The following is a 26660-nucleotide window of genomic DNA, read 5'->3' as shown; positions in this document are numbered from 1 at the left end:
CTTCCGCTGGGTGGAGGGGCGTTGGAACTGGGCCCACCGCAAGGACCCGTGCGGAGACTCGTCGTTCGCTCTGTCGGCCGCACCGGACCGGGAGAGCATCCGCCTGGAGTACAAGCGCCAGCCCTCGCCCAAGGACACGGCGCGGGTCTACACGTACCGCGTGCTGGCCCACGGCAAGGACGAGATCCAGGGCCAGATCGCCGGCCAGACGCTGCCGGGCGGCACCACGCCCATCTCGTGGTCGTTCGTGCGCTTGGACCGCGACCGCTTCTGCTGGCGGCGCAACGACTGGACTGCCCCCAACTGCACCCGCTCCCTGGAGCGCTGCGTCGCCCCGCAGGCGCTCGCCCCGGGCGATGCGGTGGGCTCGCTGGGCCTCCTCCCCGCCGACCGCCGCCGCTCCGCATCGACCGCCGCGTCTCGGTAGGTGCCCGGCCACGGTGTGACCCCGCGGATGCAGGCGCGCAGCGGCTTCGCGCATTCGTAGCCCGCGGGCTCACCCGCTCGGGCTGTTGCGTCGGTCGTCCCATCCACCGACGCGCCGCTCATGGTTGGGTTCGGTCGGCGCACATCTTTCTCCCGCGGCTCGGCCGGCCCTGAATCCGTCGACCGCCGGGAGATGCGCGGCTGGTGGTGCGGGGCCGCACAGCCCCCGCATCTCCTGCATTGTGCCGCGCTCGTTGCCGTTTGCCGCGCGCTGGCCATTCATGGAAACGGACGGCGGTTGCGGCGCAACGACTTGCGTGCGGCACGGATCGTGTACGCTTCGCCGGGCTGTCCTTCGTCTCCGGGCTCCCCCTCACGCGACCGATGATCTACCGCTTCCCGCACGAGCTGGCGCACCTGCCGCGCACCCGGCTCAGCTACATCAACCTCCCGGGCATCCTCAGCGACGGCAAGCGCGAGCGCACCGCACGCGTCTCGGGCTTCGTGGCGATCCAGCTGGGCGAGCGCTGCTACCTCATCTTCCTGCGCGACGGCGAGCCCTTCCACTCGGCCCGCCTCACCGGCAGCGGCCGCGGCCCCGCGGCGCTCTCGGAGGTGCTGCGGCTGGTGAGCACCGAGAGCGAGCGGGGCGAGAACGGCATGATCGGCTACTTCGGCGCGCCCGAGGAGCAGCTGCGGGCCATGCTCGCCACGCTGCTCCAGACCGCGGCGCAGTGGGAGGAGCCGCTGGACCCGTCGCGGCCCGACCTCTTCTTCCCCCGCCTGCGCGAGCGGCGCTTCACCGGGGTGCTGGAGTTGTGCGACGGCGCGGGCGCGCACCACTACCTGGCGTTCGAGGACGGCGCGTTCCGCAACGGCTGGTTCACCGACCGCACCGCGGCCACGCCGGTGCCGGAGTTCATGCGCTCGCTCTTCACCACGGGCGGCCTCACCGCCACGCCGTACGAAGCGCTCGAGGAGCTTCCGGTGCAGGCCGGGCCCGGCTTCGTGGACCTGTACCGCCGCGTGGTGGGCGGGGTGATGCGCGAGATCTCCGGCCCGCTGGGGCGCGAGAGCGCCATCGAGATCATGCGGAAGGGCCAGGCCGTGGCCGCCCTGCGCCACCCCGTCGCCGCCGCGTTCGACCTGACGGACGAGGGGCGCGTTGCCGGCGACCCCGTCGCATCGCCCGCCGTGCTGACGGACGGCGTGGCGGCGTGGCTCACCGAGGCGCTCATCTCCGCGTCGGACCATTACGGCATCGACCCTGCCGCCGTGGTCGAGAAGTGCGCCCGCGACAGCCGCTTCGTGCTGGCCGAGCACGGCTTCTTCTCCAAGCTCCCGTGGGCCCTTGCCCTCTGACGTGGCGCTGTACGTGGTCAGCACGCCCATCGGCAACCTGGGCGACCTGTCTCACCGCGCGGTCGAGGTGCTGAGCAGCGCGGACGTCGTGCTGGCGGAGGATACGCGCCGCACGTCCACGCTGCTCCGGCACATCGGCGCCACGGTGCGGATGGTCAGCGCGCACGAGCACAACGAGGCGGCTCGCGCGGGCCTGGTCGTGCAGATGCTGCGCGAGGGCAAGCGCGTCGCCATGGTCACCGACGCCGGCACGCCGCTGCTCTCCGACCCCGGCGCCCGCATCGTCCGCGAGGTGGTGGATGCGGGGTTCGACGTGGTCCCCATCCCCGGCGCGTCCGCTCTGCTCGCGGCGCTCGTCGCCTCCGGCATCGCTGCGGACCGCTTCACCTTCTACGGCTTCCCGCCGCGCAAGGGTGCGGAGCGCGCGGAGCTGCTGGAGGAGGTCGCGGCGCTGCCGCACGCCGCCGTGCTGTACGAGTCGCCCAAGCGCGTGGCCCGCCTGCTGCGCGACGTGGCCGAGGCCGCCGGCGCGGACCGCCGCGTCGCCGTCGCCCGCGAGCTGACGAAGATGCACGAGGAGTTCTTCCGCGGCACCGCCGCCGCCGCCGCCGAGCACTTCGAGCGCGGCGACGTGCTGGGCGAGATCGTCGTCGTCGTCGAAGGCCGCCCGGCCGACGAGGCGGCGGAGGGCGAGACGGACGAGCTGGCCGCGCGGTCCATGGCGCAGGCGCTGATCGCGCAGGGCCTCTCGGCCAGCGCGGCGGCCAAGGAGCTGCGCCGCCGGCTGGGCATCCCCCGGAACGCGGCGTACCAGCTCGTGCAGGAGATGACTGGAGAGTAGCCGCGAAGTCGCGAATGGATCGGGTGAGATGATGAGCGAGCCGCACGGGCGAAACGTGCGGCTCGTTTCCGTTTCCGCCAGCCTGTCCGTATCCTCCGGCCAACGGATTCCGCTGGATCCATCAGAGAAGCGCAGAAACCATCTCACAACGCGGATCATGCTTGCGATTTTCCGGGAGGGAGGGGCGTCGTCCGTTGCCACGGTACATCTTTCCGATGGCGCTCTCAAACGGCCTTGACACTTACCGGCGACTCGTATAGGTTCGGATCAAGAGTTCTTCGATCCATCTTTAACTGTCTGGAAAGGAGGTGAAGAAATGATCAGCTTCGAATTCTACGGCAAGGACACCGAGCAGACGGTGGCCGCGTTCTACGTCGAAGGTTGCGAGGGCTTCCCGCCGCCCGAGTGGCCGCCCGTCGACCAGTTCCCGCAGCCCATCCTCGCGTAACCGGTCCGCAGGGCCGTCCGAAAGGGCGGCCCTGCATCCACTTTTGTCCCGTATCATCACCGCCGCTCATGCCCGCGGCGCGAACCCCGCTTTTCGGAGCACTCCCGCATGCAGCCCGGCGCGAACATCCCCCCGTACTCTCCCGCCCTGCGTGGCCAGGTGATCGTCCTCTCCGCTCCACACAGCCCCGCGCGAAGCGAGCGCATGGCCGCTTGGGTAGATGCGGCGCGGGCGACCGGCGCGGCTGCGTGGCTGGTGAGCTGCGACACGGGCAGGGCGGGGCTGTGGGCGGGGCTCAACACCTGGCTCGAAGCCGTCCTCCGCGAGATCGAGCGCGACGCGCCGGACCTGCTCGCCCGCCACGACGCGGAGCTGGTCGCCGTGCTGCCCGCGCTGGCGCGCCGCGTCACGCGCCGCCACGTGCCGCTCACCGAGAGCGCGCCGCTCGAGGAGGCCACGCGCAACTACGCCGGCGACCGCGCGTACCGCCTGGGCCACGGCATCATCGACCTGCTGGACGAGTGGAGCGCGCGCTCCGGCCGCAGGCCGTGGGTGCTGGCGTGCGACGACTTCGACCGGCGGGGCGCGCTGGTGGGCCGCTTCTTCCGCGAGCTGGTGCGCCGCCGCGGCGAGACGCTGGGCCTCACCCTCCTCGCCGCCGCGGAGCCGGAGAACGCCGATGCCGTCGCGGCTTCGTTCGCGCCGGGCACGCCGGTCGTCCCCGCCGCACTCGACATCGACCGGGAGCCGGCAGAGCGGCCGGATGCGCGGAGCGCCGCCCGCGAGGCGCTGGAGCTGGAGGAGCGGGTGCGGGCCGGCGAGATCGATGCGCAGGTGCACGTGCACCAGATCGTGCGCCTGTGGACCGAGGCGGGCGACGTGAGGCGAGCGACGTGGTGGACGTCCGGCGCGGTGCCCACGCTCAACCACCTGGGCTACTACGAAGATGCGCTGCCGTTCGCCGAGCGGCTGGAGGCGAGCCTGGCGGACTTCGCCCCGGCGTGGCACCCGGTGCCGCGCTGGAACGTGGCGCACAACGTCTACAACACGTACATCGCCGTGGGCCTGGCCGAGCGTGCGCACGCGCTGCTCGCGAACGAGCTGGAGCTCACGACCGACCCGCGGAGCCGCGCGCGGACGCTGTACGCGCTGGCCATGCTGCACGCGCGGCATCTCCCGAAGCGCGACCTCGCCCTCGCGGAAGACTACCTGAACCGCGGGCTCGCGGCGCTCGACGAGGCGGACCTGACGCCCGCGGACCGGCACTTCACGCGCGTCTTCCTGCTGAACGGGCTCGCGCTCGTCCGCCACCGCCAGGGCGACGCCGCGGCGGCCATCGACATCTCGCGCTCCGGCTTCGAGCGGCTGAACGAGGCGCTTCCGCCGGAGAAGCACCGGCTGCACCGGTCCGTGCTGCTGTACAACGCCGCGCAGGTCTACGCCGCCACCGGCGCGTACGACGACGCCATCGCCAGCCTGAGTGCGGCGATGGAGATGGACCCCGGCTACTCCGAGTACTACAACGAGCGCGGCAACCTCTACCTGCGCCGCAACCGCTACGCCGAGGCGCTGGCGGACTACCGCGCCGCCGTGGACCGCTCGTCGCCCTACCCGGAGGTGTGGCTGAACATGGGCCAGTGCCTGAGCGCCATGAGGCAGCTGGACGAAGCGGTCGATGCGTACTCCCGCGCCATCGACCTGGACCCGGCGCGCAAGCTGGCGGTCATGCGGCGCGCACAGGTGCTGGGGCAGATGGGGCGCAGGGAGGAGGCGCTGGCGGACTACGACGCGGCGCTCGCGCTGGACCCGGCGCACCCGCTGGCCTACGCGAACCGCGCCGCCATCCGCTTCGAGCTGGGGCGGACGGACGAGGCGCTGGCGGACCTGGACCGCGCCGTCGGCCTTGCGCCGGAGGTGGCGGGCCTGCGCCGCAACCGCGCGATGGCGCTCACCGCGCTCGGCCGCCACGCGGAGGCGGCGCGCGAGCTGGAAGCCTACCTGCGCCTCGACCCCTCCGCGTCCGATCGTGCCGAGGTCGAGGCGCAGCTCGCCTCCGTTCGCGTCGCCGCGTAGCCGCGGGACGAGCCACCGCGTATCCAACCTCATTTCGATCTACCGATGCAGCCCAGCCGCCGCCTCGCCGTTCCGCTCGTTACGCTCCTGCTCGCCCTCGCGGCCCCACGCCTCTCCGCGCAGGCGTCCACGCCAGCCGCGCCCGCGCCCGCCGCGACCGCTGCTGCGCCCGCGGACACGGCAGCGACGGCGCGGATGCGCGACCGGCTGTTCGGGTTCCTCTCCGGCTCGTGGAACTGCGAGGGTGCGTTCGCGAACGGGACGCCCATCGCCTCCGACGTGACGTTCTCGCGGGAGATGGGCGGCGTCTGGCTCCAGCAGCGGCACCAGGACCGGCCGCCGCACCGCTACGCCGCAGTGTCGATGTGGGGCGTCCACGTCCCCTCCGGCCGGCTGGCCGCCACGATCTTCGACGTCGGCGGCGGCACCCGGCGCTTCACGGCCGATGCCTGGAGCGACACCTCCGTCGTCCTGCTCGGCGAGACGCGCCCCGCAGCGCCCGACCGGCGCGAACGCTTCGCCTACCGCGTCGCATCTCCCGATTCCTTCCGCCTCTCGTACGAGGTCACTCGCGACGCCGGCGCCACCTGGACGCTCGGTGACGCGCTCGTCTGCACCCGACGTCCGGCGAGCAGGTAATCGGCCGAGGCATGGTCGGCCTCTGCCACATCCGCTGACCCAGCGCGGAACGGGACCGATCGATAGCCGGCAACGTGTTTCGTCCACGGGAGATGCGCATCTCTCGTGGACGTCTTTGTTTCGGGAATGGAGACCTGTCGCGCGGGCCGATGCGATGCGCGGAACGTGGACGGCGGATGCGAGGTATTGATGCGCGGCCGAAGGAAAGTCGAAGGCATCACGCGCGCGCGGGGCGATGAAGGACAAGGCGATCTTCCAGGACGAGCGGGGCCGCGGGTGGCTGGTGGAGGTGCAGTACGGCCATCCGGCGCCCACCGAGCGCGGCATCTACGCCGCCCGCTTCCAGTGCCCGGAAGACCCGGCCGAGCCCGTGCGCGTGGGCTTCCTGTTCATCGACTCCGTCGCGCGCGGCGACGAGGAGCTGCTGCGCGAGGCGCTGGCCGAGGCGGACCCGGCCACGGCCATCGGTTGACGCGCACCGCCCGTAATCCCTATCGCGGGACCGGCCTGTAGACACAGGGGCGGTCCCGCTCGCGTTCCGTTATCTTCCCTCGCATGCCCGCCACCCAAGCCGCCGAGCTGCACCTGGCCCCCGCCGCCGCCGAGACGCTGCGCCGCGAGATCGCGCGCGCCCGCGGCAACGAGGTGTGCTTCGTCGCGAAGGTGGGCGAGCACGGCGAGGTGCACTCGCCGCGCGTGGTGGCGCGCGGGAACGCGAACGCGGTGCTCGCGCTGGTGCAGCCGCCGGAGGGCGGGGGGCTGCTCATCCACAACCACCCGTCGGGCCACCTCACGCCCAGCGAGGCGGACTTCGGGGTGGCGGCGCGGCTGTGGGAGCAGGGGCTGGGCTTCGCGATCATCGACAACGACGCGAGCGAGATGTACGTCGTGGTCGAGCCGCCCGGCGACCGCGAGAACGAGCCCATCGACCTCGACGCGCTCGATGCCGACCTCGGCCCTGGCGGCGCGCTGGCGATGCGGCACCCGCGCTACGAGGACCGGCCGCAGCAGCGCGCGCTGTCGCGGATGATCGGGTCGCTGTACAACCACGGCGGCGTAGGCATCGCGGAGGCGGGCACGGGCACCGGCAAGTCGGTCGCGTACCTGCTGCCCGCCATCCGTTGGGCGCTGCTGAACAAGGAGCGCACCGTCGTATCCACCAACACCATCAATCTCCAGGAGCAGCTGGTCGACAAGGACCTGCCCATGCTCCGGCGGGCGCTGGGCGAGCCCTTCCGCTTCGCGCTGGTGAAGGGCCGCAGCAACTACGTCTCCATCCGCCGCGCGCTGCTGGCGAGCGAGAACGCCGCCACGCTGTTCGACGCGGACAAGCAGGCCGAGCTGGCCGGCATCGTGGACTGGATGCGCGTGACCGGCGACGGCTCGCTCTCGGACCTCTCCTTCCGCCCCAGCGGCGAGGTGTGGGACGAGGTGCAGTCCGAATCCGACGTGTGCCTGCGCGCCAAGTGCCCGCACTTCGAGGACTGCCACTACCAGCGCGCCCGCCGCGACGCCTCCCAGGCCGACGTGCTGGTCGCCAACCACCACCTGCTCTTCTCCGACCTGGCCGTCCGCCGCGCGCAGGGCAACTACACGGCGCCGGCGGTGCTCCCGCACTACTCCCGCCTGATCCTCGACGAGGCGCACAACCTCGAAGAAGCGGCCACCAGCCACCTGGGCTCCACCGTGTCGCGCCGCGGGTTCTTCCGCGCGCTGCGCCGGCTGGAGCACCGCGGCAAGGGGCTGATCCCCTCGTTCCGTGGGGCGCTCGCGTCCGTCCGCTCTGACCTGATGGGCCAGTCGGCGCTGGACCTGATCGACACGCGCATCGTGCCGGGGCTGGACGGCGCCCGCGAGCGCGCCGGCAGCGTCTTCTCGTTCCTGGAAGACGTCTTTGGCGGCGGCGAGCAGATGATCCGCCTGGAGGAGGAGTTCCAGCGCCATCCCGTGTGGCCGCTGGGGCTGGACGACGCGCTGACCTCTCTCCTCGACGTGCTCGGCTCCCTGCTCGAAAGCCTGGAGCTGCTGCGGGAGCGCATCTCCACCGACCAGCAGCTGCGCGAGGGGCTGGAGCAGCAGCTGATGGAGCTGCGCGGGGGCGCCAACCGCGTCCAGGCCGCGTCGGACGCGATCCGCACGGCTCTGCGGCCGGGCGACGACAAAGTGCAGATGGTGCGGTGGATGGAGCGCCAGGCGGCGCGCGAGGGCAGGGAAGGCAACCTGACGCTGAACGCGGCGCCGCTCGACCTCTCCGCCGTGCTGCGCGAGTCGGTGTTCGACAAGGTGCCCACCGTCGTCCTCACCTCCGCCACGCTGGCCACGCAGGGCAACTTCCGCTTCGTGCGGCAGCGCCTGGGCCTGCACGTGCCGCTGGAGGACGACAAGCCGGTGGAGGAGGCGGTCTATCCCTCGCCCTTCGACTACCATCGCCAGTCCCTCATCGTCGTCCCCACCGACCTGCCGATGCCCGCGGGCGACTCCGACCCGCGCCACGACGAGGCGACGGTGCGGGCGCTCATCGAGCACGCGCGCATCTCCGACGGCGGGCTGTTCGCCCTCTTCACCTCGTATCGCGCCCTGCGGCACGTGGCGACCGAGCTGCGGCGGCGGAAGATGGACCTGGAATGGCCGCTCTTCGTGCACGGCGAGGGACCGCGCGGGCAGCTCGCGGACCGGTTCGCGGCGTCGGGGCGCGGGATCCTGCTGGGGACCACGTCGTTCTGGGAGGGCGTGGACGTGCCGGGGCATGCGCTCCGCGGCCTAGTGATCCCCAAGCTGCCGTTCAAGGTGCCGACGGAGCCGGTGACGGCCGCGCGCATCGAGGCCATCGAGGCGGCGGGCGGCAACTCGTTCGTCTCCTACATGCTGCCCAACGCGGCGATCCGGCTGAAGCAGGGCTTCGGGCGGCTCATCCGCTCGCGGGCGGACCACGGCGTCGTGATGATCCTGGACGGGCGCATCGCGAAGAAGAGCTACGGCCGCTACTTCGTGGACTCTCTGCCCGAGGCGCCGCTGGTGAAGGGGCCGTGGAGGCAGGTGAAGGAGGAGATGCTGCGGTTCTACGGCGAGCGGAGCGGGGCGCTGAAGGTGGGGTAGCGGGCGGAGAGGGGGGCCCTCACCTGGCTCGTGCCTCGCCTGTCCTCTCCCGCAAGCGGGAGAAGAAACGGGATCGCTGGGGTGCTGGGCGGTGGCGGGTTCAGGGGGCGGTGGTTGGGGCACGGGGTGATTGCGGGCGGCGCTGCGCGCCGGGCGTTTCTTCGGGTGCTGAACCTTTCGCGGGGAGGTGGGGGTAGGTGGAGCGGAAGCGGATGCGGGCGAGCGCGGAGGTAGATGCGCGGGCGCGGGAGCTTCGGAAGGCCATGACGCCGGCGGAGGAACGGCTGTGGTATGGCCTTCGCGGATGGAAGGTCGGCAAATTCCGGCGCCAGCATCCGCTCGGCCGGTTCGTGCTCGATTTCTACTGCGCGGCGGGCAAGCTCTGCGTGGAAGTGGATGGCGATGTGCACGATGCGCAGGCGGAGCGCGACGCGGAACGAACCGCAGTGCTGAATGCGGCCGGCATCCACGTCCTCCGCTTCCGCAACGAGGAAGTCCTGGGCGACACGCCCCGCGTCCTCCGCCGCATAGAGGCCGAGCTGCACCGCCGCCAAGCCACGCGCTGAAGCCAACGTTCCCTCTCCCGCTCGCGGAAGAGGACAGGCGCGGAACGAGCCAGCTGATGGCCCCCAGCCGCGCCGCGACGCGCTGACCGACGCCGAGCGCTGGAGCTGCACCGCCGCCAGGCCACGCGCCGAACCCAACGTTTCTTCTCCCGCTTGCGGGAGAGGACAGGCGAGGAACGAGCCAGGTGAGGGCCCCTCCCCGCCTCAACACACCAACCGAAGCACGACGCACCATGAGCAGCAGCCTTCCACGCCCGTCCAAGATCGTCTGCGTCGGGCGCAACTACGTGGAGCACGCGCGCGAGCTGGGCAACGAGGTGCCCCAGCGGCCGCTCATCTTCCTCAAGCCGCCCTCGTCGCTCGTGGGCGATGGGGACGCGATCATGCTCACGGCGCAGTCGCAGCGCGTGGAGCACGAGGGCGAGATCGCCGTCGTGATCGGGCGGAAGGCGCGGTCGGTGTCGCCCGAGGACGCCTGGTCGTACGTGGCGGGCGTGGCGCCGCTGAACGACGTGACCGCGCGCGACCTGCAGAAGGCGGACGGCCAGTGGGCGCGCGCCAAGGGCTTCGACACCTTCTGCCCCGTGGGGAAGATGGTGCCGCTGCGCGACGTGGACGTGGACGCGCTGGAGGTCGTGTGCCGCGTCAACGGTCAGGAGCGGCAGCGGGGGCACGTGCGCGAGATGGCGTTCGGCATCCCCGCGATCCTGGCGTACGTCACCTCGTTCATGACGCTGGAGCCGGGCGACGTGGTCGCCACCGGCACGCCGGCCGGGGTGGGCCCGCTCGCGGCGGGGGACGTGGTGGAGGTGGAGATTCCCGGCGTGGGCACCCTCAGCAACCCGGTGGTGGCGGCATGAACCTTTCCCGGACCCGCCGGCTCTCGCTCGGCATCGCGCTCATCGTCGCGGCAGACTGGCTGACGAAGTTCTGGGTGCAGAACCGGTTCTTCGAGGGCAGCATCCGGCCCGTGGTGGACGGGTGGATCTGGCTGGCGCACCGGCGCAACCCCGGCGTGGCCTTCTCCATCCTGGCCGACATGCCCGCGGGCCTGCGCCTGCCGCTGCTGGCGCTCACCAGCCTGGGCGGCATCTACGTCTGCGCGCGGATGCTCGCATCTACCGAGGACCCGCACGTCGCCTCGGCCGCTGGGCTGGTGATCGCGGGCGCGGTGGGAAACCTGGGCGACCGGCTGCTCAACGGCGCCGTGACCGACTTCATCCTGCTCAACTACTTCCCCTTCGTCTTCAACGTGGCCGACGTGGCGATCACGGCGGGAGCGATCCTGCTGGCGTCGCGCCTGCTGCTGGACGAAGGCAGCCGCGCCGCCGCGCCCTCGCCCGCCGACGCGGGCGGCCCGGCCACGCCCTGACGCGTCCGCCCGCGCGGACCACACGACTACATACGAGACCGAGCCAGATGCCCAAGCTGTCCAGCCGCTTCGACGGACTTCCTCCCTATCCGCTGGCCGACGTGCCCGCCATCAAGCGCGACCTGGCGGCCCGCGGCGTGGACGTGATCGACCTGGGGACGGGCGATGCGGACCTATCGCCTCCGCCCGCCGCCATCGCCGCCGTGCAGGCCGCGGTCGCCGATCCGAAGAACTCGCGCTACGCGTTCCAGCTCGGCCTGGTGGAGCTTCGGGAGGAGATCTCGCGCTGGATGCAGGGCCGCTTCGGCGTCTCCGTCGATCCGCTCAAGGAGGTCGCGCCGCTCATCGGGTCCAAGGAGGGCATCTTCCACCTGCCGTTCGCCTTCCTGGAGCCGGGCGACGTCACCATCATGCCCGATCCCGGCTACCAGGCGTACCTGGGCGGCACGCAGCTCGCCGGCGGCACGCCGTACCTCGTGCCGCTGCGGCCGGAGAACGATTTCCTGATCCGCGTGGAGGATGTGCCGGCCGACGTGGTGAAGCGGGCCCGCATCCTCTACCTGAACTACCCGAACAACCCCACGGCTGCCGTCGCGCCGCGCGACTACCTGGAGCAGGTGGTCGAGTTCTGCCGCACGAACGACATCATCCTCGCCTACGACAACGCCTACAGCGAGGTCGCGTTCGACGGCTACGTGCCGCCCTCCATCCTGGAGATCCCCGGCGCGCGCGAAGTGGCCATCGAGTTCCACTCGTTCAGCAAGACGTACAACATGACCGGCTGGCGCCTGGGCTGGGCCGCCGGCAACCCGCAGCTCATCGGGACGCTCACGCGGGTGAAGACGTTCGCCGACACGGGGTTGCCGTTCTTCCTCCAGCACGCCGCCGTGGCCGCGCTGCGCTCGCACGGCGAGTGGCTGCCGGGTAACCTGGAGACCTTCCGGCGGCGGCGCGACGCGGGCGTGGAGTGCCTGCGCGCGGCGGGCTTCGACGTGCCCACGCCCAGCGGCACCATGTACCTATGGGTGCCGCTGCCGGACGGCCCGCTCTCCGAGCCGTTCGCGCGCAAGCTGCTGCTGGAGCAGGGCGTCGCCGTGCTCCCCGGCAAGTCGCTGGGCGACGGCGGCGAGGGCTTCTTCCGCATCGCCCTCACCACGTCCGAGGAGCGGATCCGCGAAGCCGCCTCCCGCATCGCCTCCTGCTGCGCCGTCCCCGTCTGACCGCGCTGCATCTCCCGTCCGACGACTCAGCGCGGTGACGGAGATGAACGACGGGTGATCGGGAGATGGGTGGCCGGGTTCCGTCGGTCACGTTCGGTAGATGCAGGGCAGTCAAGGTTCGGGAGATGCCGGGCCGTCGATCCAGCGCGTCCGGATCGACTCGGCGGATGTGGGGCGGGGGCACGCGGGATGGCCCATGTCGCACGCCGTCATCTACCGTGCGGACGGACGTTGATTAGGGAACGATGAACGCGCGGCGCGGCGTCTCGCCCCGACGCGCCGAAAGCGGCGGAAGTGCAGCGCTGGCGCGCATCTTCCGCCCTGTCCGCCGGGAACAGCCCCACGAAGGGGGGAGTAGTAGAAGCCATGACACCCCCCACGCTGGCTCCTCCCCCGCCCAGCGCGGAGCCGCAGGCCCAGGCGCCGCCTCCCGCGCTGCCCGTCCGCACGCCGCTGCGGCGGATGGACCGGGGCGAGCCCACGGGCCGCATCTCCCGTCCGTCGCTGCTGGCGTCCGCCGCGCTCCACGTGCTGCTCCTTGCGACAGCATGGGGCGCGGCCGTCGTGCGTCCGGGCAAGCCGGTGGCGGGGGGACAGGCCGGCGGGCAGCCTTCGGGCGGGGGGGAGAGCGTGAGCTACCTTGACCTGAGCGACTTCCCGACCGGCGCACCGTCCGGCGGGGCGGCGACGGGCCCTGCGGCGCAGCAGCCGGTGCCGGTCGAAGTGGCGGCGGATTCGACGGGCGCGGCGCCGGTGGTGCGGACGCGCGAGCCGCTGTTCTTCCCCGACGTCCCCACGCGTCCTCGCGCGCCGTCCTCCGTGCCCGCGAGGGGCGGAGGCGCGCCCGCGGTGGGCGGCGCGCCGGGGGTGGGCGCTCCGGGTGCGCAGCCGGGCGGGCAGGCGGGGGCGCCGGGGACGGGTGTGGGCGCGCCGGGAGCCGCCGCGCGCAACGGGGGCGGAACGGGCGGCGGCCTCGGCGACCGGCTGAACCCCGGCTATCGCGATCCCCGGCTGTACGTGCCGCGCACGCTGCCGCCGGAGCGGCCGAAGACGGACATCGAGAGATATCGCGAGCACCTCCAGGCGCGCATCGACGAGATCAACGACAGCTCGGCGGCCGAGGCCGACCGGCGCCGACGTTCGCGCAACTGGCTGTACAAGGATAAGAACGGCCGCGAGTGGGGCATCGCCGAGGGGGGCGTGCCGGTGGTGAACGGCCACCGGCTGCCCACCCAGATCGTGCCGCCCATCCCCCGCGACCGCGACCGCGAGAACGCCGAGCGCGAGACCGCCCGCCAGCGCGGCGAGATCGACCGGCAGGTGGAGCGCACCGAGCACGACCGCAACTTCCGCGAGCGCACGCGCATCATCCGCGCGCGCGCCGACAGCATCCGCAACGCGCGGAAGAGGGACGGCGGAGGCGGCTGAGCGGCCCCCCTCGCTGGAACGCGACTTGCACCCCCGCAGCCCGCGCGATGCACGCGGGAATCGACCATTCCAAACCCGTCGAAGGGGGATCAATGTGGGAGTTTCGTGAGCGGGACGACGCCGACGACTTCGCGCAGGACGCGCTGATCTTCGCGCTGGGTGCCGCGGGCGGCTTCGCGCTGGGGCTGCTGCTGTCCGGGCGCGTCCAGCCGGCGAAGGCGCGGGTGCAGGAGTGGGGCAACAGCGTGCGCGAGCGGGCAGGGGGCCTGCGCGACCGTGCCTCGGACCTGCGCGAGCGCGCGGGCGGGCTGCGCGAGCGGGCCCGCGGGGTGGCCGCCACGCTGCGCCCCGGCCGCCTGCGCCGCGCCGCGGGTGCCGGCGCCGGGACGGGCGAGCTGTCGCAGCTGGAAGACCGCGTGATCGCCGCCTTCCTCGAAGACGAGGTGCTGTCCATGCGCGGCATCGACGTGGGCGCCATCAGCGACGGCATCGTGGAGCTTTCGGGCTCGGTGTGGACGGAGGACGAGAGCGACCGCGCCGTGGCCGCCGCCCGCCGGGTGAGCGGCGTGGCCACCGTGGTCAACCGCATGGAGGTCGAGGAGCAGTCGCGCCGCCGCGCCGGCGTGGTCGCAGCCGCGGGCCACGTGGCGGTGGACGACGACGAGGACGACGATGCGACGGGGCTCTCGGCCGAGTGGACGGGGCGCAACTCCGGCATGGGCCGCCGCCGCCAGGGCGCGCAGACCGAGCCGGACCGCTCCGACGATTCGCGTCACAACTCGGAGGTGGCATTGGAGAACGCAGACCGCAGCCAGTTCGAGGACGAGGGCTACACGTCTCGTCCGCGCGTGGGCGCCCGCCCCGAAGCGCGGCCCCGGCCCGGCCAGACCCCGCACTACCGCGAGGACGAGCTGGACAACCAGAGCCCGTACGGCAAGCACGCTCCGGTGAACCTGACCGAGCAGCCGCAGGAGCTGAACAGCGACTCGCGCGTGGGCGACGCGCCCAAGCCCGGCGTGGAGCTGGCCCTGGAGGCCTCCGACGTCCCGGTGAAGCCCCACGGCCACACCTCTGGCAGCGACGTCGCCTCGGAGTAGGCAGCGCCCAGTACGTCGGGCAACACGAAGCGCGCCGGGAGATGCATTCCCGGCGCGCTTCGCTTCTCCTCATCCCCCGCAACTCCTTGCATCCCTTCCACTTGTAGGGGTGCGATTCATCACAGTTGTTGAAAGCTCATCCGCTAGGGCTAGACCGGGCTTGTGCGAAGGCATCTCTGAGCGCGCGCTCGGCCCATGCCTGCACGTCGTGGGCGAACCAGGCGCGCACCGAGCGCCACCCGCGGTTGATCGACGTATGCCGCTGGTACCAGATGAGCAGCAGTGCGGCGATGAGGCTCATGTAGATCATCACACGGATGCCGTTCTCGCTGCGGCTGGTCAGGTGCGCGTAGCCGAGGTGCTGCTTGAGGAACTTGAACAGCACCTCGATCTCCCAGCGCTGGCGGTAGATCTCGGCCAGCTCCGCCCAGGTGAAGGGGCCGGCGCCCTGGTGATCGTCGCGCAGGGGCAGGTTCGTCATCAGCACCATGGGCTTCCAGGTGCGGCTGCGCGTGTCCCAGCGCAGCCCGTGCAGGGCCACCACGGGCATGCTGCGCCACCGCGCCACCTCGGCCCGGCTGTCCTGGGAGTTGCCGAACCAGGCGCGCTCCACCCGCTGCACGATGAACGTGGGCTCGTCGCGCCCCGGCTCCGCGGTGGGCGCGGCGGCTTCGGGAGCCTGCCAGACGACCTCGGCCTCGCGCAGCGTCTGCGTCGCGTGCGGAGTCAGCCAGAACGCTCCGGCCTCGTGAAGTCTCAGCAGCCGCAGGCGGGAGTGGCAGCCCTTGTCGAAGACCCACAGGTCGCCGGGCCGGGCGTGCTGGATCATCGTATCGCCCAGGGCCACCGAGTCGCTGGTCTCGGAGGGCTTCTCGCAGATGCGCAGCAGCCGCGGCAGCCCGTCCTCCTCCAGGCTCATCACGGTCTTGACCTGCCGCTTGGCTCCCCGCTTCGCACGGTGCCCGCAGAGGATCCCGAAGTCCAGCAGCTTGGAGGAGAGGGTGACCACCGTGGCGTCGGCCCGCCGGATGCGCAGCGCCCTCTGCTCGGCGGCGCTGGCCTGGGGAGCCAGGCGCTCGTGGACGGCCGCGTAGAGCGCCTCGAAGTACGAGGCTGGGATGCGGCTCAGGCGATAGCTGAAGCTGCTGTGATCGGCACGCGTGCCGGTGCGCTGCTCGTAGACCTCCGCCAGCAGGCGCTGCGTGACGACCCCGTGGTTCAGGATCGTGTCCAGCAGGCACGTGAAGACGGCAACGCCGGGAAGGCGGACCTGATTGGTGGCGTCTACCTTGTACTTCACCGCCAGCCGGCTCAGGTCGCGCCGGGGAAGAACACGCTCCAACTCCCTCAAGCTCACTCGACTTGCTGCCATATGACGATCGGTTCGAACGGATCAGCTACACACCGCAGGGGTCGGCATCTGCCTTTCAGCAACGCGCCGGGATCGATACCGCCCGCACTCCATAGACCGAAACTGTAGGAATCGCGCCGTTAAGACGAGATTTCAACAACTGTGCGATTCATCGCATCCGATCCTTTTCCGAACGCGTAGGCACAGGCTTGGCCCTGACCCAGCCAGCCGTCTGCGGATCTCCCCCCACGCCTCGGCGGCTGAAACCGTGGGTGCGGACCCGCGCGTCCGCCGGTCTTTCGCGACGCGCCCAGACGTTCGGACACGCGCGTGGCGGTGAGGACGCCCAGGCGCTGGCCAAACACGATGGGTCGTAGATGAGGCGCACCACCGTGATCCGCCGAAGGGCTGGCGTCTCCGACCGATCGGATGCGCGTTTCAGCGGCGGGCGTGCATGCTGCCAGGCGCGCCGACACGCAGGTCGGGGCCCCTGCAGGTGGCAATCGTCCGAGACGATCCGCGAAAGAGGTTGTGGCGGTTGAGCGGGCGCGGCGGGGGCGGTAGATTGGCGGCGCGGCGCCAGAACGCCGCGGTATGCCTGCAACCAACCCGACGCGAAGGCACGACATGGCGGACCAGCCGCTGAAGGAACAGATCCGCGCGCACCTGAACGAGGCGCGCCGCGAGCGCGACAAGCTGCGCACCACGGTGCTGACCACCTTCCTCTCCGAGATCCGCAACCGCGAGATCGAGCTGGGGCGCGACACGGGCGACGAGGACGTGCAGGGCCTGGCGACCACCGCCATCAAGCGCCGCCGCGAGGCTGCCGAGCAGTTCCGCAACGCCGGCCGCGCCGAGCTGGCCGACAAGGAGGAGCAGGAGGCCGTGCTCCTCCAGGCCTACCTCCCGCCGCAACTGACCGAAGACGAGGTGCGCGCCATCGTGCGCGAGGCGGTGGCGAACGGCGCCAAGGACGTCGGCTCGGTGATGAAGCAGGTGATGCCCAAGGCCAAGGGCAAGTTCGAAGGTCGCGAGCTGAACCGCATCGTGAAGGAAGCGTTGGGGTGAAAGGGCATCCGCCGGAACGAGGCAGAATCACGTATCCATTCTGGCATCGAGAGATTCGCAACACGGGTCTTTCCGACAGCACCCGGCAGGTGGGGTTACGCGCCGACATGGGCCGTGGTTCAGCCGCAACGGCGAGACAGCGCGGCCCGACCCGAAGCGCCCTCCTGCGCCTCGGGTATGTGGTGGCGAGTGATGTGGCTACCGATCCCCTGGATATGAGACCGGCTACCTTTCTACGATCTCCAGAGCCCTCCAAAAAGCAGGGTTGATTCGGAAAAGAGTAAGTGACATCCCATTTTGCCGGATAATGGCATTTAGGCGTTTGGTCTCGTACTCGACAGAGTAGATATATGCGGGCTCGGAGTTGTCACGCACGACGCCTAGGAAACCGTACCAGAGAAGCATCTGGAATACGGATTCCCAATCGTTTTCCCCGACTCTGTCAGCGATAATTCGCTGAACTTGCTCACCAGACATCTGTTCAGCGCCTCCGAAAAATTCCCACAGTATGTCCGTTGCTGTAGGGGCGACGTCAGCTAGTTCATAGCCGATATTGCTAAGCATCTGGTTAGAGTAGTGATGCTCTCCTTGATGAATATCCCCCACTTCAATCTTTCCGTGTCCCAGATTTACGGCATGGCTACGACAGAACTGCACTAACTCAATAAGGGCACGGGGCCGAAGGAGGCTCCTGTCGATGAGATATTGGGATGACTCCTCACCATTAACGTGAGTCACCGAGATTTCTCTCCAGATCTCTTCAAAAACAGGATCGCCTGTGACGCCCTCGCTGTATATAAATCGCTTGCGAAGGATCTCCCGCAGAAGATCTGGATCAGTCCAGTCGAGATTTATGCTTGCGAGTTTACCACGATCTGCCGAGCCGGACACAAGCAATTCAAAAACGTCGTTCCGAATAAATACAACGCCGTGGCAGACGATCTTACGTCGAGATAGATCTCGCTCGATCTTAGCCATAGCATCCACAAGGCTGCGCAGGGTGAGCACGTCAGCCGGTGAGATCCCGTGCGCGGGCCAACCTTTGTCAAGGTTGTCGAAGAGGATCCAAACACCGTCTTTGTGTTCAAGGTAGGAGACCACCGCATCCCGCAGCGCGGCGATATCGTGCCGGTAGAGAAGCTCAGTGATCTCGCCACGGGAGAGGCGCTTGGGTTCTTCTCCTCGGAGGATCGTGCCACTGAAATCGTCAGCAATGCGCTCTGTGAGCGTTATGAGTCGCTCAGAAAAATCGCCTTCCGCCAAGTAGGCGTCACTAAGGTGCGCGGCGCGAAGCCGCTGATACGGCTCAAACAGGTCCGCGTTTCTCATGTGAACCTGGCGGTCTTTCTCAAGCAGGCGGTGTGCAATCTCGAGAAAAAGCAAATATTCCCAGAATGCTGTGATCGTGTGCTCCTTCGTGCCTTCCTCTAAGAAATCGAGTACGCGCTCTTTCAGCTTTAGCAGTTGGAATCCTTCTGGACGCAGATCAAGAACGATCAGAGACCGCTCTTTTCGCAAGCGATCCCGAAGTTGGGAGAAGAGGGCCGTCTTTCCCGCGCCCTTGCGGCCGGTGACGACGCGGACTTCTCCGCGGACGGCACGCTGGTATTCGGCAGTTTGTAGGTAGTAATTCCCGAGTTCCTGCAACTCGTTTTCTGCTGCGGAAGCCCCGAGATTAAGGCGCTCCAGAAATGTCTTGGGTTCGGCTACAATTGGGTCTGTGGTTCGTTGAAATCGCGCTCCAATCTCAATTGCAAATTCAGCAATGTAATCATCGATCTGCTCCAATGACCGGTAACTCTTAACAAGATCGCGATAATCGAGCGGGACAGGGTCCTGCCCATCCTGCAGCAACACTAATTCCTTTTCCATTGCGATTGCTAGACCGGAGACGAAAGCCGCCCGAAAATTGTGGATCTCAGAGTCGGTGCGGTGCCGCGCAAGTAGAGGGACCACCACGCCGTGTGACCGAGCCACACCATCTATGGCCTCCCCGGCCGGCAGTCGCCCCAACTCGTCCGGATCAAATGTGCGGAACGAAACACGAGCCTTCTTCAAGCGGGAGGCAATTCTCACCTCGACGTCGCTTTTCTTCCGAGGCATAACAAGGTAGACAGGTGATCCCGTAGCGATAGTGTCAGGGATAGGCAACCCTTCGTCGGCAACGATGCCCCTGAAGATAGCTGCGAGTTCTGCCGACGTCCCGTATTCCTTATAGCCTAGAGTATCGAAAATGCCGATCTGCCGGATCAACTCCGAAGATCCTACGATCGAGTTATTTTGGATTAGGAAGGTGCGCTTACGCCGTCCAATCGCGTATCCGATCTCGAAGACTACATTGAAGTTTAGCGAAGTGATATCCGCTACAAGAATATCGCGCTCATCGATATTAGCGAGGATCGGGGTGTTTAAGAAGCGACCAGCAATGTCATTCTCTTCCCACTGGACAAGAGCCGGTGCGGTCTTGTCTTGCGAAATTTCACGAAGGGCGGACAAGATGGTGCGCCCGATTTCTAGCGGCTTAGAAGGGTAAGCCACAAAACCAGTAAGACGAGCCATGAAGAAACCCAGTTGCCTAGAGTGATAGCTGCTCAAGGATGGCGTTAAATAGCAAGTGCTCGCCAACCCCCACAAGCGGGAAACCTGCTCAAAAGGCGGTGCGGACTCCAACGCCTGATGTTGGAGCCCGCACGAAGATAGCCGCCCTACGGGCAGCCGGCCAGTCTGGGCCATTCAAGCAGCGCTACACTAGCTTACATGATCGACTCTCGTTGAAGGGGGGGTATCAACGCCGAAGAGATAACCTGGGTAACGGGTTTTGTCAAGCCGCGTTGTACGTGCGCCGGGCCGGGGTCCGCAAGTCCACGTGGGTGGGCTGCTGCGGCCCTATCGCTGTGCTTCATATCCACGGCAGACGGCGATTCAGCCGAGATCGTTAAGGCGGCCACTCGTTGTAACGGTGAGCGGCCTTCTCTTGCCATCGGCGGTGCGTGTTAACTCCTCAGTCGTTGGGAAGCGCACCGCTGTTTCCATTACCGCCGGACCGCGGACCGTCTCAGCTCAGCAGGTCGATGACGGTGTCGAGAACGGACTGCCTGGCCTGGTGCGCCATCTCGTAGGCGCGGATGCGGCGCAGGGTGGGCACGTCCAGGTCCGCCTCGTTCAGCCAGTCGATCAGGGTGTCGCGGTCCATACCGTCGTAGCCCAGCACCGGCTCGGTCTCGTCGTCCGCGTCGCCGCCGCCCAGGCCCAGCGCGGGAAGCTCGGGGATGGCGGGGCTCAGCCAGCGGCCGTTCTCGCCGTCACGGAAGGCCATCACGATCGTTCCCACCGCGGCGGTCCCAACAAGCAGCTTGAGGAAGTTCATGTACGTGTCCGATTGGAGGGTGTATCCCGAATCGCCGCGCTGGTGAGCAAATCTGCGGCCAGGGCGCCCCGGCGCAAGGAAGCCCCGCACCCCGTCTGCCGGATGCGGGCTTCCTGCCGCATGCACCTCCCCGCCGCCTGGCATCGGCCCGCGCGCGCCGCTCAGGCCGGCGGCTCCACGCCCTCGTCCGCCTGCTCGTCCGGCCGCACGCGGATGCGCTGCGCGAGCGAGTGCGAGATGACCGTGGGCTCGCCGTTCACCGACAGCTCGATGGGCCCCTCGAAGGGCGACTTGCTCACCACCTGCACGTGCGAGCCGGGGCGCAGGTTGAGCGAGCCCAGGTAGCGCAGCTGCTCGGGCTCCTCGACCTCCACCTCCAATATGCGGCGCGGGTCGCCGGGCTGGATCTCGCCCAGCGCGGGGTAGCGCGAACGGTCCACCTCGCCGCTGGCGGAGGGGATGGCGTTGCCGTGCGGGTCGCGCTCGGGCTCGCCCAGCAGGCGCGCCAGGCGCTCGATCAGCTCGTCGCTGGCGGCGTGCTCCAGGCGCTCGGCCTCGTCGTGCACGCGGTCCCACTCGTAGCCCAGCGTCTCGCTGAGGAACAGCTCCAGCACTCGGTGCCGGCGGATGATGCGCAAAGCCGCCAGCTCGCCGGCCGCCATGAGCCGGACGCCGTAGTAGGGCTCGTGCCGCAGCAGGTTCTGCTCGGCCAGGCGCTTGACCATGGCCGTCACGGCCGCCGCGCTCAGCCCCAGCCGCTCGGCGATGCGCGACGTGGAGACGGGCGACTCCGCCTGCTGTAGCATCCAGATGGCCTTCAGGTAGTCCTCGACCACCGGTGTGTACATGCGCGGCGCCGTGCAGTGGGTGGATCGGTGGATGAACGTCCGCCGGAGGATACGGATGCACCTGCTCTGTCGGGCGATGCGAACACGGCACTTCCGACGTGGTCCCCAGCGTTTCCGCCGATGCGCGGCAGCGCGGACTCGCGGCCCATCGGCGGATGCGCGGGATGTCGAATCTCGTCCCACACCGCGTGTCCACGTCGCACATCCACACATCCGCCGAGCGTTCGTTTGCGATCAGACGGCGGTCCGGCGCCGATTCGACGGCGGGAGAGCGGGGCGGAGCGGCTGCCGGCCGGGTTCGGGGGGCGCCCGGAACACTAGCCGCGGCGGGGGCGTTGTCAAGCGGATGGAGCACCGCGGCGCATTGGGCGCGCGATTCCCTTGCGTGGCGGCGGGGGCGCGGCGCAACTTGCGGCGTCCACTTCTTCCCGCAGGGACGCGGCCGCCGATCTCCCCGGCGCGGCCCGTCCGCGCGCCGGCCGCCACACGCGCGCCGGTGCGCCCGCGCCGCCCCAGCCCCCGCGCGCGATGTCCGAGATCCTCCGCGATCCCACCCGCCTGGCCGTGCTGCGGGCGACGGACCTGCTGGACACGCCACCCGAAGAGCCGTTCGACCGGCTCACCCGGCTGGCGGCGCGCCTGCTGGGCACCCCCATGGCCGGCCTGTCGCTCGTGGAGGGCGACCGGCAGTTCTTCAAGAGCGTCGTGGCCCCGGCCGGCAGCGCCCCCATCCCCCGCAGCCTCCCGCTCACGTACTCGTTCTGCCAGCACGCGGTCGTGCAGGGCGAGACGCTGGCGGTGAACGACGCGCGCCTGGACCCGCGGCTGCGCGAGAGCCCGGCGGTCACCGAGATGGGCATCCAGGCGTACCTGGGCGTGCCGCTGGTCACGCCCGACGGGCACGCGCTGGGCACGCTGTGCGTCCTGCAGCCCGAGCCGCGCGCCTGGACGGGCGAGGAGGTGTCCGTGCTGGGAGACCTGGCCGAGATCGCCATCGCCGAGCTGGAGCGCCGCCGCGCCGAGAGCGACGCCCGCCGCTCGCGCGAGACCATCCTGGCCGCCGAGGCCATGTTCCGCGGCACGGTGGAGCAGTCGCTGGCCGGCATCTACGTGGTGTCGGACGAGCGCTTCATCTACGTGAACCCGGGCTTCGCCGAGATCTTCGGCTACCCGCGCGAGGAGCTGACCACCACGTCGCGCGTGCTGGACCTGGTGGCCGCCGAGGACCGGCCGGCCGTCTCCCTGGCGCTGCGGCGCGAGCTGGCGCACGACGCGCCGTGGTTCCGCCACACCTTCCGCGGGCGCAGGTCCGACGGCAGCACGGTGCACGTGGAGGTGCACGGCTCGCGCGCCGAGATCGCCGGCGAGCCCGCCGTGATCGGCGTGGTGATCGACGTCACCGAGCGCATGCAGGCCGAGCGCGAGCGCGAGGCGGCCATCGCCGCGCGCGACCGGTTCTACGCCATGGTCAGCCACGAGCTGCGCACGCCCATCAGCGCCGTGATGCTGTACAACGAGCTGCTGCTGGGCGAGGTCTACGGCCCGCTGGCCGGCCCGCAGGCCGAGGCGCTGGAGCGCTCGCAGCGCTCGGCCAAGCACCTGCTTGAGCTCATCAACGACCTGCTGGACCTTTCCAAGCTCCAGGCCGGCAAGATGGAGCGGCGGATGGAGGAGGTGGACATGGCCGACCTGGTGGAGAGCGTCTACCTGGGCCTCTCGCCCCTGGCCCGCGACCACGGCTGCGACGTCACGCTGCGCATCCCCACGCGCCCCATCCAGATCACGGGAGATGCGCGGCGCATCCGCCAGATCCTGCTCAACCTGCTGTCCAACGCGGTCAAGTTCGGAGAGGGGCACCCGGTGGAGGTGCGCTGCCGCCCGGTGGCGCGCGGCGTGGTGGTGGAGGTCGCCGACAACGGCCCCGGCATCGCCGCCGAGGACCTGTCGCGCATCTTCGAGGACTTCGTGCAGCTGGGCGACAGCTCCGGCGAGGGCACCGGCCTGGGCCTGCCCATCGCGCGCCGCCTCGCCGAGCTGCTGGGCGGCTCGCTCGACGTGGAGTCCGAGCCGGGCGAGGGCAGCACCTTCCGCCTCGTGCTGCCCGCCGCGGCGTGATACCAACTGCATCTACATCCCTAACTCATCCGTCGATACGATGCTTACCTTTCGCAGAGATAACCTGCTCGTTGCCTTCGTGATGGTGCTCGGATTCGTGAATGCCTGTGGTTCCACAGATCAAAAAGCACGAACGACGATGGATGAACAGGAATATCCGGCGGATCGGGTTTCATATGAGATGGTGGGAAGTCCGGAAGACGTGAGCTACGCGTCGGTTCGACGTTTTTCCTCGCGGGTGATCGTTCCCCTGGGAAGAACGCGCGAGGAGCTTACTGCAACGTTGGGGCGTGCTGCTCATGCTCTGGCCACCGAGCGCAATGCCGACGCGGTCTCGGTATTCGCTTACAGGCCTGGCGATCCGACGAATGGGATATTTAGTGCCGCGCGTGCCACCCTCGCGCCGCACGGCAAGTGGGAGGAGGCCGGGAGCGGGGATAGTCTAGAGCTGACCGTAGATTTCAGTCCCCTTTACTTCGCACCTCCTGCCGCTGGGCCTGGTCAGGGTGATACGGTAGAGCTCGTTGCCAGTTACGGAGATGACGTCATCATTTCGAGCGAATACGGGAATTGGGGAGACGAATACATCAAAGCTCGCGTAAAGAACGGCACACGGGCGGTTGTGCTTGAACGCAGGTCCCAACCGGCCGGGGATTCTGAGATCGTTCGGTTGCGCGTGCGTACGCTCGGTCACCACGGAGCCCACGAAGGATGGGTCCATGGTGGTGATGCCAAGCACGACTAGCCGCTGTTCTTTGCCGTTTTCGCAAAGACGAGCAACGAGCTTTTCGTTCCCGTTGGTGCTCACGGATGTGGTTGTTAGGCCCACACAAGGGTTTGAACAAGCTTGCTTCGCGATCCTCGCACGCCGTAGGAGGTCTGCATGGCCCCGGAGTCCACGGTCGAGGAACGGCTGTCGAGCATCGAGAAGCGGATCGCGGTGCCGCGGAAGGACGTGTGGGACATCTTCAACATCCTCGCGTCGCTGCTGATCCCCGCGACGATCGCGCTGGCGGGCCACTGGTACGCCGAGGCGTCGGCCAAGGCGCAGACGGAGAGCGCGGCGAAGGCGGCCGATGCGAGCAGGGCCGTGCAGGCCGCCGACGCCAAGGTGCACCAGGCGGCGCTGGTGGGCACCTTCATGGAGCCGCTGCTGAGCGCCGACCCCGCCAAGAAGCGGCTCGCGATCCGCGCCGTCCTCATTGCCTTGCCGGACGACGGGCCGTCGCTGGTGAAGGAGCTTTCCGTGTCCGACACCAGCGTGGCCGTGCAGCGCTTCGCCGCGGCCGAGCTGTCGGACCGGCGCGCGGACCTGGCCGAGGCGCTCTTCGACGCCAGCCCCGCCGTGCGCCGCCCCGCCGGCGACGAGATCCTGCGCGGCTGGCGCGCCGACGCGCAGATGGTGGCGGACCTGATCGCCGCCGCCCGCCGCCACCCGCGCGACGCGAACGGCATCTACAACACCGTGTCGGTCCTCTCGCAGATGGATTTGCCCGCGGTCGCCACCCATCGCGCGGAGGTGATCCCGTTCCTTCGTGACGCCGCCGCCAACGGCCCGTCCACCGCCGCGCTGGCCGACCCGCTGCGGAATCGCTTGTAGCATCTCCTGAACGATCCGGGAGCTCCCCATCCACCTCTCCGCCGAGGCAGACCGCAGATGCAGCAATCCACGTCGATGTTCCCGCTCGTGGCGGTAGTCGGGTGTATCGTGGTGGGAGTCGTGGGAGTGTTTTTCAGCCTGGTCTTCTCCCTCAACGGCAACCCGTTGGGCGGGCTCATGCTGATCGCGGCGGCGCTGGCCTTCGGGCTGCTCGCGAACGCGATGTACCGCAGCTGACGTTCGAGGACGATGAGCCGGCGGCCTTCGGGCTGCGGTGGATGATGCACAAAACGCGAAGAGCCTCCGGTGCGAAACCGGAGGCTCTTCGTTCGATGCGCGGCAGACGTCACACGTCAGACTTCTGACGCGCATCGCCGGCCGCCTACCAGCTGCTGCCGCCGCCACCGCCGGAGGTGCCGCCGCCGCCGCCGAAGGAGCTGGGAGGCGGTGGAGGGGGCGGGTAGAGCAACCCGATGATGTAGTCGATCATGTCGCGCTCCGATCATGTGGGGACCGATGGCCGGTCCGCGCATCCGCGCGGACCGGCGCGCGCGGAGCTACCAGCTGCCGCCGCCGCCACCGCCGGAGAAGCCGCCGCCGCCGCCGAAGGGGCTGGGAGGCGGGGGAGGGGGCGGATAGAGCAGGCCGATGATGTAGTCGAGCATGTCGCGCTCCGATCATGTGGGGGGGCTACACCGGACCGCGCATCCGCGCGGGCCGGCACGCACAGCGAGCTACCAGCTGCCGCTCGCGCCACCGCCGCCGAAGCTGCCGCCGCCGCCCTGCACGGTGGGCTGCGTGGCCGTCGTCGTCGAGGTGGTGCCGCTGTCGGAGCCCTTGAACCAGCTGATGATCCAGTCGATCACGTGTGCCTCCGTTGCGTGAGGGTGGGATCGGAAGGCCGCGCCGTCCGGGCGCGGCCGGGGAGTGGTGCTACCAGCTGCCGCTGGCACCCGCTCCGCCGCCGCTGCCGCCGCCGAACCCGCCGAAGCCGCTGGTGGTGGTGGGCGCGGGCTCGGGAGCCTTGAACAGGCCGATGATCCAGTCGATCACGAGAGTTCCTGCCGTTGAGGTGAGTGAGGGGCCGCCGGGGAGGCGGCCGTTCGTTGCCGGGCGAGCCTACCAGCTTCTACCCGCTCCACCCCCGCCGAAGCCGCCGCCGCCGCCGAAGATCGTGTCCGCGGGCGCGGGCTCGGCCTGGGCCTGCGCCGGGACGTGAGGTTCGGGAGCGTTGAACAGGCCGATGATCCAGCCGATCATGTGTCGCCGTTGATGAGGAGGGTGGAGGGAGAAGCCGTGCGGACCGGCCGCGCGGCTCAGCCGTGTGCTACCAGCTGCCGCCGGCGCCCGCGCCGCCCGAGCTGCCGCCGCCGAAGCCGCCGAAGCCGCTCTCGGTCGTGGGTGCGGGTGCGGGAGCCTTGAACAGACCGATGATCCAGTCGATCACGTGCCGTCTCGCTGTGAGGAGGTGTTCAGGGGAGAGGCCGCGCGGGGGCACCGCGCGGCCCGGTATCGTGCTACCAGCTGCCGCTCGCGCCGCCGCCACCGAAGCCGCCGCCGCCGCCGAACCCGCCGAAGCCGCTGTCCGCCGGGGCCGGCTCGGGAGCCTTGAACAGGCCGATGATCCAATCGATCATGTGAATCTCGCTCGTGTGTGGGGAAGGATGAGTGGGAGAGTCCTACCGACCGCGTTGCCGTACGCGGAGCCGCCGATTACCAGCTGCCGCTCGCGCCGCCGCCGCC

At 69.4% G+C, this 26660-nt stretch carries 25 protein-coding genes; 19 read left to right on the top strand and 6 right to left on the bottom strand.

The genetic code is table 11. The annotated features are described in order from the left end of the window. The 14 genes from VFE05_14900 to VFE05_14835 form a co-directional block, all read left to right on the top strand. On the top strand, positions 1-427 hold a 427-nt coding region (locus VFE05_14900), incomplete at its 5' end, for a hypothetical protein (GenBank protein ID HET6231359.1). 383 nt (positions 428-810) lie between these two features. Continuing rightward, positions 811-1788 carry a hypothetical protein gene (locus VFE05_14895; GenBank protein ID HET6231358.1) on the top strand — a complete coding sequence of 326 codons (978 nt, stop codon included), beginning with the start codon at positions 811-813 and terminating at the stop codon, positions 1786-1788. Then, on the top strand, positions 1778-2629 hold the full coding sequence (rsmI, locus tag VFE05_14890; protein HET6231357.1) for a 16S rRNA (cytidine(1402)-2'-O)-methyltransferase: 852 nt from the start codon (positions 1778-1780) through the stop codon (positions 2627-2629). The genes VFE05_14895 and rsmI overlap by 11 nt, the downstream gene beginning before the upstream one ends. A gap of 316 nt (positions 2630-2945) precedes the next feature. Next, entirely contained in the window at positions 2946-3077 is a 132-nt protein-coding gene (locus tag VFE05_14885) for a hypothetical protein (GenBank protein ID HET6231356.1), read from the top strand. 108 nt (positions 3078-3185) lie between these two features. Next, on the top strand, positions 3186-5150 hold the full coding sequence (locus tag VFE05_14880; GenBank protein ID HET6231355.1) for a tetratricopeptide repeat protein: 1965 nt from the start codon (positions 3186-3188) through the stop codon (positions 5148-5150). A gap of 45 nt (positions 5151-5195) precedes the next feature. After that, positions 5196-5789, top strand: coding sequence for a hypothetical protein (locus VFE05_14875; protein HET6231354.1), 594 nt, complete (start codon positions 5196-5198; stop codon positions 5787-5789). Positions 5790-6024: 235 nt separating this feature from the next. After that, entirely contained in the window at positions 6025-6261 is a 237-nt protein-coding gene (locus VFE05_14870; GenBank protein HET6231353.1) for a hypothetical protein, read from the top strand. 83 nt (positions 6262-6344) lie between these two features. Further along, complete coding sequence (locus tag VFE05_14865; protein ID HET6231352.1) at positions 6345-8885, top strand: helicase C-terminal domain-containing protein; 2541 nt, start codon at positions 6345-6347, stop codon at positions 8883-8885. A gap of 212 nt (positions 8886-9097) precedes the next feature. Beyond that, complete coding sequence (locus tag VFE05_14860; protein ID HET6231351.1) at positions 9098-9451, top strand: endonuclease domain-containing protein; 354 nt, start codon at positions 9098-9100, stop codon at positions 9449-9451. A gap of 233 nt (positions 9452-9684) precedes the next feature. Next, positions 9685-10311 carry a fumarylacetoacetate hydrolase family protein gene (locus tag VFE05_14855; protein HET6231350.1) on the top strand — a complete coding sequence of 209 codons (627 nt, stop codon included), beginning with the start codon at positions 9685-9687 and terminating at the stop codon, positions 10309-10311. Continuing rightward, positions 10308-10823: a signal peptidase II gene (gene lspA, locus VFE05_14850; GenBank protein HET6231349.1), complete on the top strand. Its 516-nt coding sequence runs from the start codon at positions 10308-10310 to the stop codon at positions 10821-10823. The genes VFE05_14855 and lspA overlap by 4 nt, the downstream gene beginning before the upstream one ends. Before the next feature lie 47 nt (positions 10824-10870). Next, positions 10871-12043: an aminotransferase class I/II-fold pyridoxal phosphate-dependent enzyme gene (locus VFE05_14845; GenBank protein HET6231348.1), complete on the top strand. Its 1173-nt coding sequence runs from the start codon at positions 10871-10873 to the stop codon at positions 12041-12043. Positions 12044-12409: 366 nt separating this feature from the next. Next, a complete protein-coding gene (locus tag VFE05_14840) occupies positions 12410-13471 on the top strand; it encodes a hypothetical protein (GenBank protein ID HET6231347.1) in 1062 nt (353 codons plus the stop codon). A 92-nt stretch (positions 13472-13563) separates the two neighbouring features. Beyond that, positions 13564-14568 (top strand): BON domain-containing protein, encoded by a 1005-nt coding sequence (locus VFE05_14835; GenBank protein HET6231346.1) that lies wholly within the window; start codon positions 13564-13566, stop codon positions 14566-14568. A gap of 136 nt (positions 14569-14704) precedes the next feature. On the opposite strand, the gene VFE05_14830 is transcribed toward VFE05_14835, so the two are convergent. After that, positions 14705-15925, bottom strand: a complete 1221-nt coding sequence (locus VFE05_14830; GenBank protein HET6231345.1) for an IS4 family transposase — start codon at positions 15923-15925, stop codon at positions 14705-14707. Between the two features lie 621 nt (positions 15926-16546). Here VFE05_14830 and VFE05_14825 point away from each other — a divergent pair. After that, positions 16547-16987 carry a GatB/YqeY domain-containing protein gene (locus VFE05_14825; GenBank protein HET6231344.1) on the top strand — a complete coding sequence of 147 codons (441 nt, stop codon included), beginning with the start codon at positions 16547-16549 and terminating at the stop codon, positions 16985-16987. A gap of 225 nt (positions 16988-17212) precedes the next feature. On the opposite strand, the gene VFE05_14820 is transcribed toward VFE05_14825, so the two are convergent. The 3 genes from VFE05_14820 to VFE05_14810 all read right to left on the bottom strand — a co-directional run bounded on the left by VFE05_14820 (position 17213) and on the right by VFE05_14810 (position 21202). After that, positions 17213-19582, bottom strand: coding sequence for a hypothetical protein (locus VFE05_14820; GenBank protein ID HET6231343.1), 2370 nt, complete (start codon positions 19580-19582; stop codon positions 17213-17215). Between the two features lie 460 nt (positions 19583-20042). Further along, on the bottom strand, positions 20043-20354 hold the full coding sequence (locus VFE05_14815) for a hypothetical protein (protein ID HET6231342.1): 312 nt from the start codon (positions 20352-20354) through the stop codon (positions 20043-20045). Positions 20355-20515: 161 nt separating this feature from the next. Next, entirely contained in the window at positions 20516-21202 is a 687-nt protein-coding gene (locus VFE05_14810; GenBank protein HET6231341.1) for a metal-dependent transcriptional regulator, read from the bottom strand. A 528-nt stretch (positions 21203-21730) separates the two neighbouring features. Between VFE05_14810 and VFE05_14805 the strand changes: the two genes are divergently transcribed. From VFE05_14805 to VFE05_14790, 4 genes are all read left to right on the top strand, one after another. Next, positions 21731-23317, top strand: a complete 1587-nt coding sequence (locus tag VFE05_14805) for an ATP-binding protein (GenBank protein ID HET6231340.1) — start codon at positions 21731-21733, stop codon at positions 23315-23317. A gap of 40 nt (positions 23318-23357) precedes the next feature. Beyond that, complete coding sequence (locus VFE05_14800; protein HET6231339.1) at positions 23358-24062, top strand: hypothetical protein; 705 nt, start codon at positions 23358-23360, stop codon at positions 24060-24062. A 138-nt stretch (positions 24063-24200) separates the two neighbouring features. Continuing rightward, positions 24201-24917: a hypothetical protein gene (locus VFE05_14795; protein HET6231338.1), complete on the top strand. Its 717-nt coding sequence runs from the start codon at positions 24201-24203 to the stop codon at positions 24915-24917. A gap of 57 nt (positions 24918-24974) precedes the next feature. After that, positions 24975-25154 (top strand): hypothetical protein, encoded by a 180-nt coding sequence (locus VFE05_14790; GenBank protein ID HET6231337.1) that lies wholly within the window; start codon positions 24975-24977, stop codon positions 25152-25154. A 497-nt stretch (positions 25155-25651) separates the two neighbouring features. Here VFE05_14790 and VFE05_14785 read toward each other — a convergent pair whose 3' ends face one another. After that, positions 25652-25783 carry a hypothetical protein gene (locus tag VFE05_14785; GenBank protein ID HET6231336.1) on the bottom strand — a complete coding sequence of 44 codons (132 nt, stop codon included), beginning with the start codon at positions 25781-25783 and terminating at the stop codon, positions 25652-25654. A 253-nt stretch (positions 25784-26036) separates the two neighbouring features. Continuing rightward, positions 26037-26177 (bottom strand): hypothetical protein, encoded by a 141-nt coding sequence (locus VFE05_14780; GenBank protein ID HET6231335.1) that lies wholly within the window; start codon positions 26175-26177, stop codon positions 26037-26039. Between the last annotated feature and the right edge of the window lie 483 nt (positions 26178-26660).

It is taken from the genome of Longimicrobiaceae bacterium (assembly GCA_035696245.1).
Taxonomy (GTDB): Bacteria; Gemmatimonadota; Gemmatimonadetes; order Longimicrobiales; family Longimicrobiaceae; genus DASRQW01.
This window is presented reverse-complemented; position numbering and strand designations above follow the sequence as displayed.

Excerpts from the sequence above, each read along its gene's own strand:
- VFE05_14800 (HET6231339.1), top strand. The coding sequence starts at position 23,358 with ATGCTTACCTTTCGCAGAGATAACCTGCTCGTTGCCTTCGTGATGGTG.
- VFE05_14855 (HET6231350.1), top strand. The coding sequence starts at position 9,685 with ATGAGCAGCAGCCTTCCACGCCCGTCCAAGATCGTCTGCGTCGGGCGC.
- lspA (HET6231349.1), top strand. The coding sequence starts at position 10,308 with ATGAACCTTTCCCGGACCCGCCGGCTCTCGCTCGGCATCGCGCTCATC.
- VFE05_14840 (HET6231347.1), top strand. The coding sequence starts at position 12,410 with ATGACACCCCCCACGCTGGCTCCTCCCCCGCCCAGCGCGGAGCCGCAG.
- VFE05_14790 (HET6231337.1), top strand. The coding sequence starts at position 24,975 with ATGCAGCAATCCACGTCGATGTTCCCGCTCGTGGCGGTAGTCGGGTGT.
- VFE05_14795 (HET6231338.1), top strand. The coding sequence starts at position 24,201 with ATGGCCCCGGAGTCCACGGTCGAGGAACGGCTGTCGAGCATCGAGAAG.
- VFE05_14885 (HET6231356.1), top strand. The coding sequence starts at position 2,946 with ATGATCAGCTTCGAATTCTACGGCAAGGACACCGAGCAGACGGTGGCC.
- VFE05_14835 (HET6231346.1), top strand. The coding sequence starts at position 13,564 with ATGTGGGAGTTTCGTGAGCGGGACGACGCCGACGACTTCGCGCAGGAC.
- VFE05_14825 (HET6231344.1), top strand. The coding sequence starts at position 16,547 with ATGGCGGACCAGCCGCTGAAGGAACAGATCCGCGCGCACCTGAACGAG.
- VFE05_14870 (HET6231353.1), top strand. The coding sequence starts at position 6,025 with ATGAAGGACAAGGCGATCTTCCAGGACGAGCGGGGCCGCGGGTGGCTG.
- VFE05_14860 (HET6231351.1), top strand. The coding sequence starts at position 9,098 with ATGCGGGCGAGCGCGGAGGTAGATGCGCGGGCGCGGGAGCTTCGGAAG.
- VFE05_14815 (HET6231342.1), bottom strand. The coding sequence starts at position 20,354 with ATGAACTTCCTCAAGCTGCTTGTTGGGACCGCCGCGGTGGGAACGATC.
- VFE05_14810 (HET6231341.1), bottom strand. The coding sequence starts at position 21,202 with ATGTACACACCGGTGGTCGAGGACTACCTGAAGGCCATCTGGATGCTA.
- VFE05_14780 (HET6231335.1), bottom strand. The coding sequence starts at position 26,177 with ATGATCGGCTGGATCATCGGCCTGTTCAACGCTCCCGAACCTCACGTC.
- VFE05_14895 (HET6231358.1), top strand. The coding sequence starts at position 811 with ATGATCTACCGCTTCCCGCACGAGCTGGCGCACCTGCCGCGCACCCGG.
- VFE05_14845 (HET6231348.1), top strand. The coding sequence starts at position 10,871 with ATGCCCAAGCTGTCCAGCCGCTTCGACGGACTTCCTCCCTATCCGCTG.
- VFE05_14805 (HET6231340.1), top strand. The coding sequence starts at position 21,731 with ATGTCCGAGATCCTCCGCGATCCCACCCGCCTGGCCGTGCTGCGGGCG.
- VFE05_14865 (HET6231352.1), top strand. The coding sequence starts at position 6,345 with ATGCCCGCCACCCAAGCCGCCGAGCTGCACCTGGCCCCCGCCGCCGCC.
- VFE05_14875 (HET6231354.1), top strand. The coding sequence starts at position 5,196 with ATGCAGCCCAGCCGCCGCCTCGCCGTTCCGCTCGTTACGCTCCTGCTC.
- VFE05_14880 (HET6231355.1), top strand. The coding sequence starts at position 3,186 with ATGCAGCCCGGCGCGAACATCCCCCCGTACTCTCCCGCCCTGCGTGGC.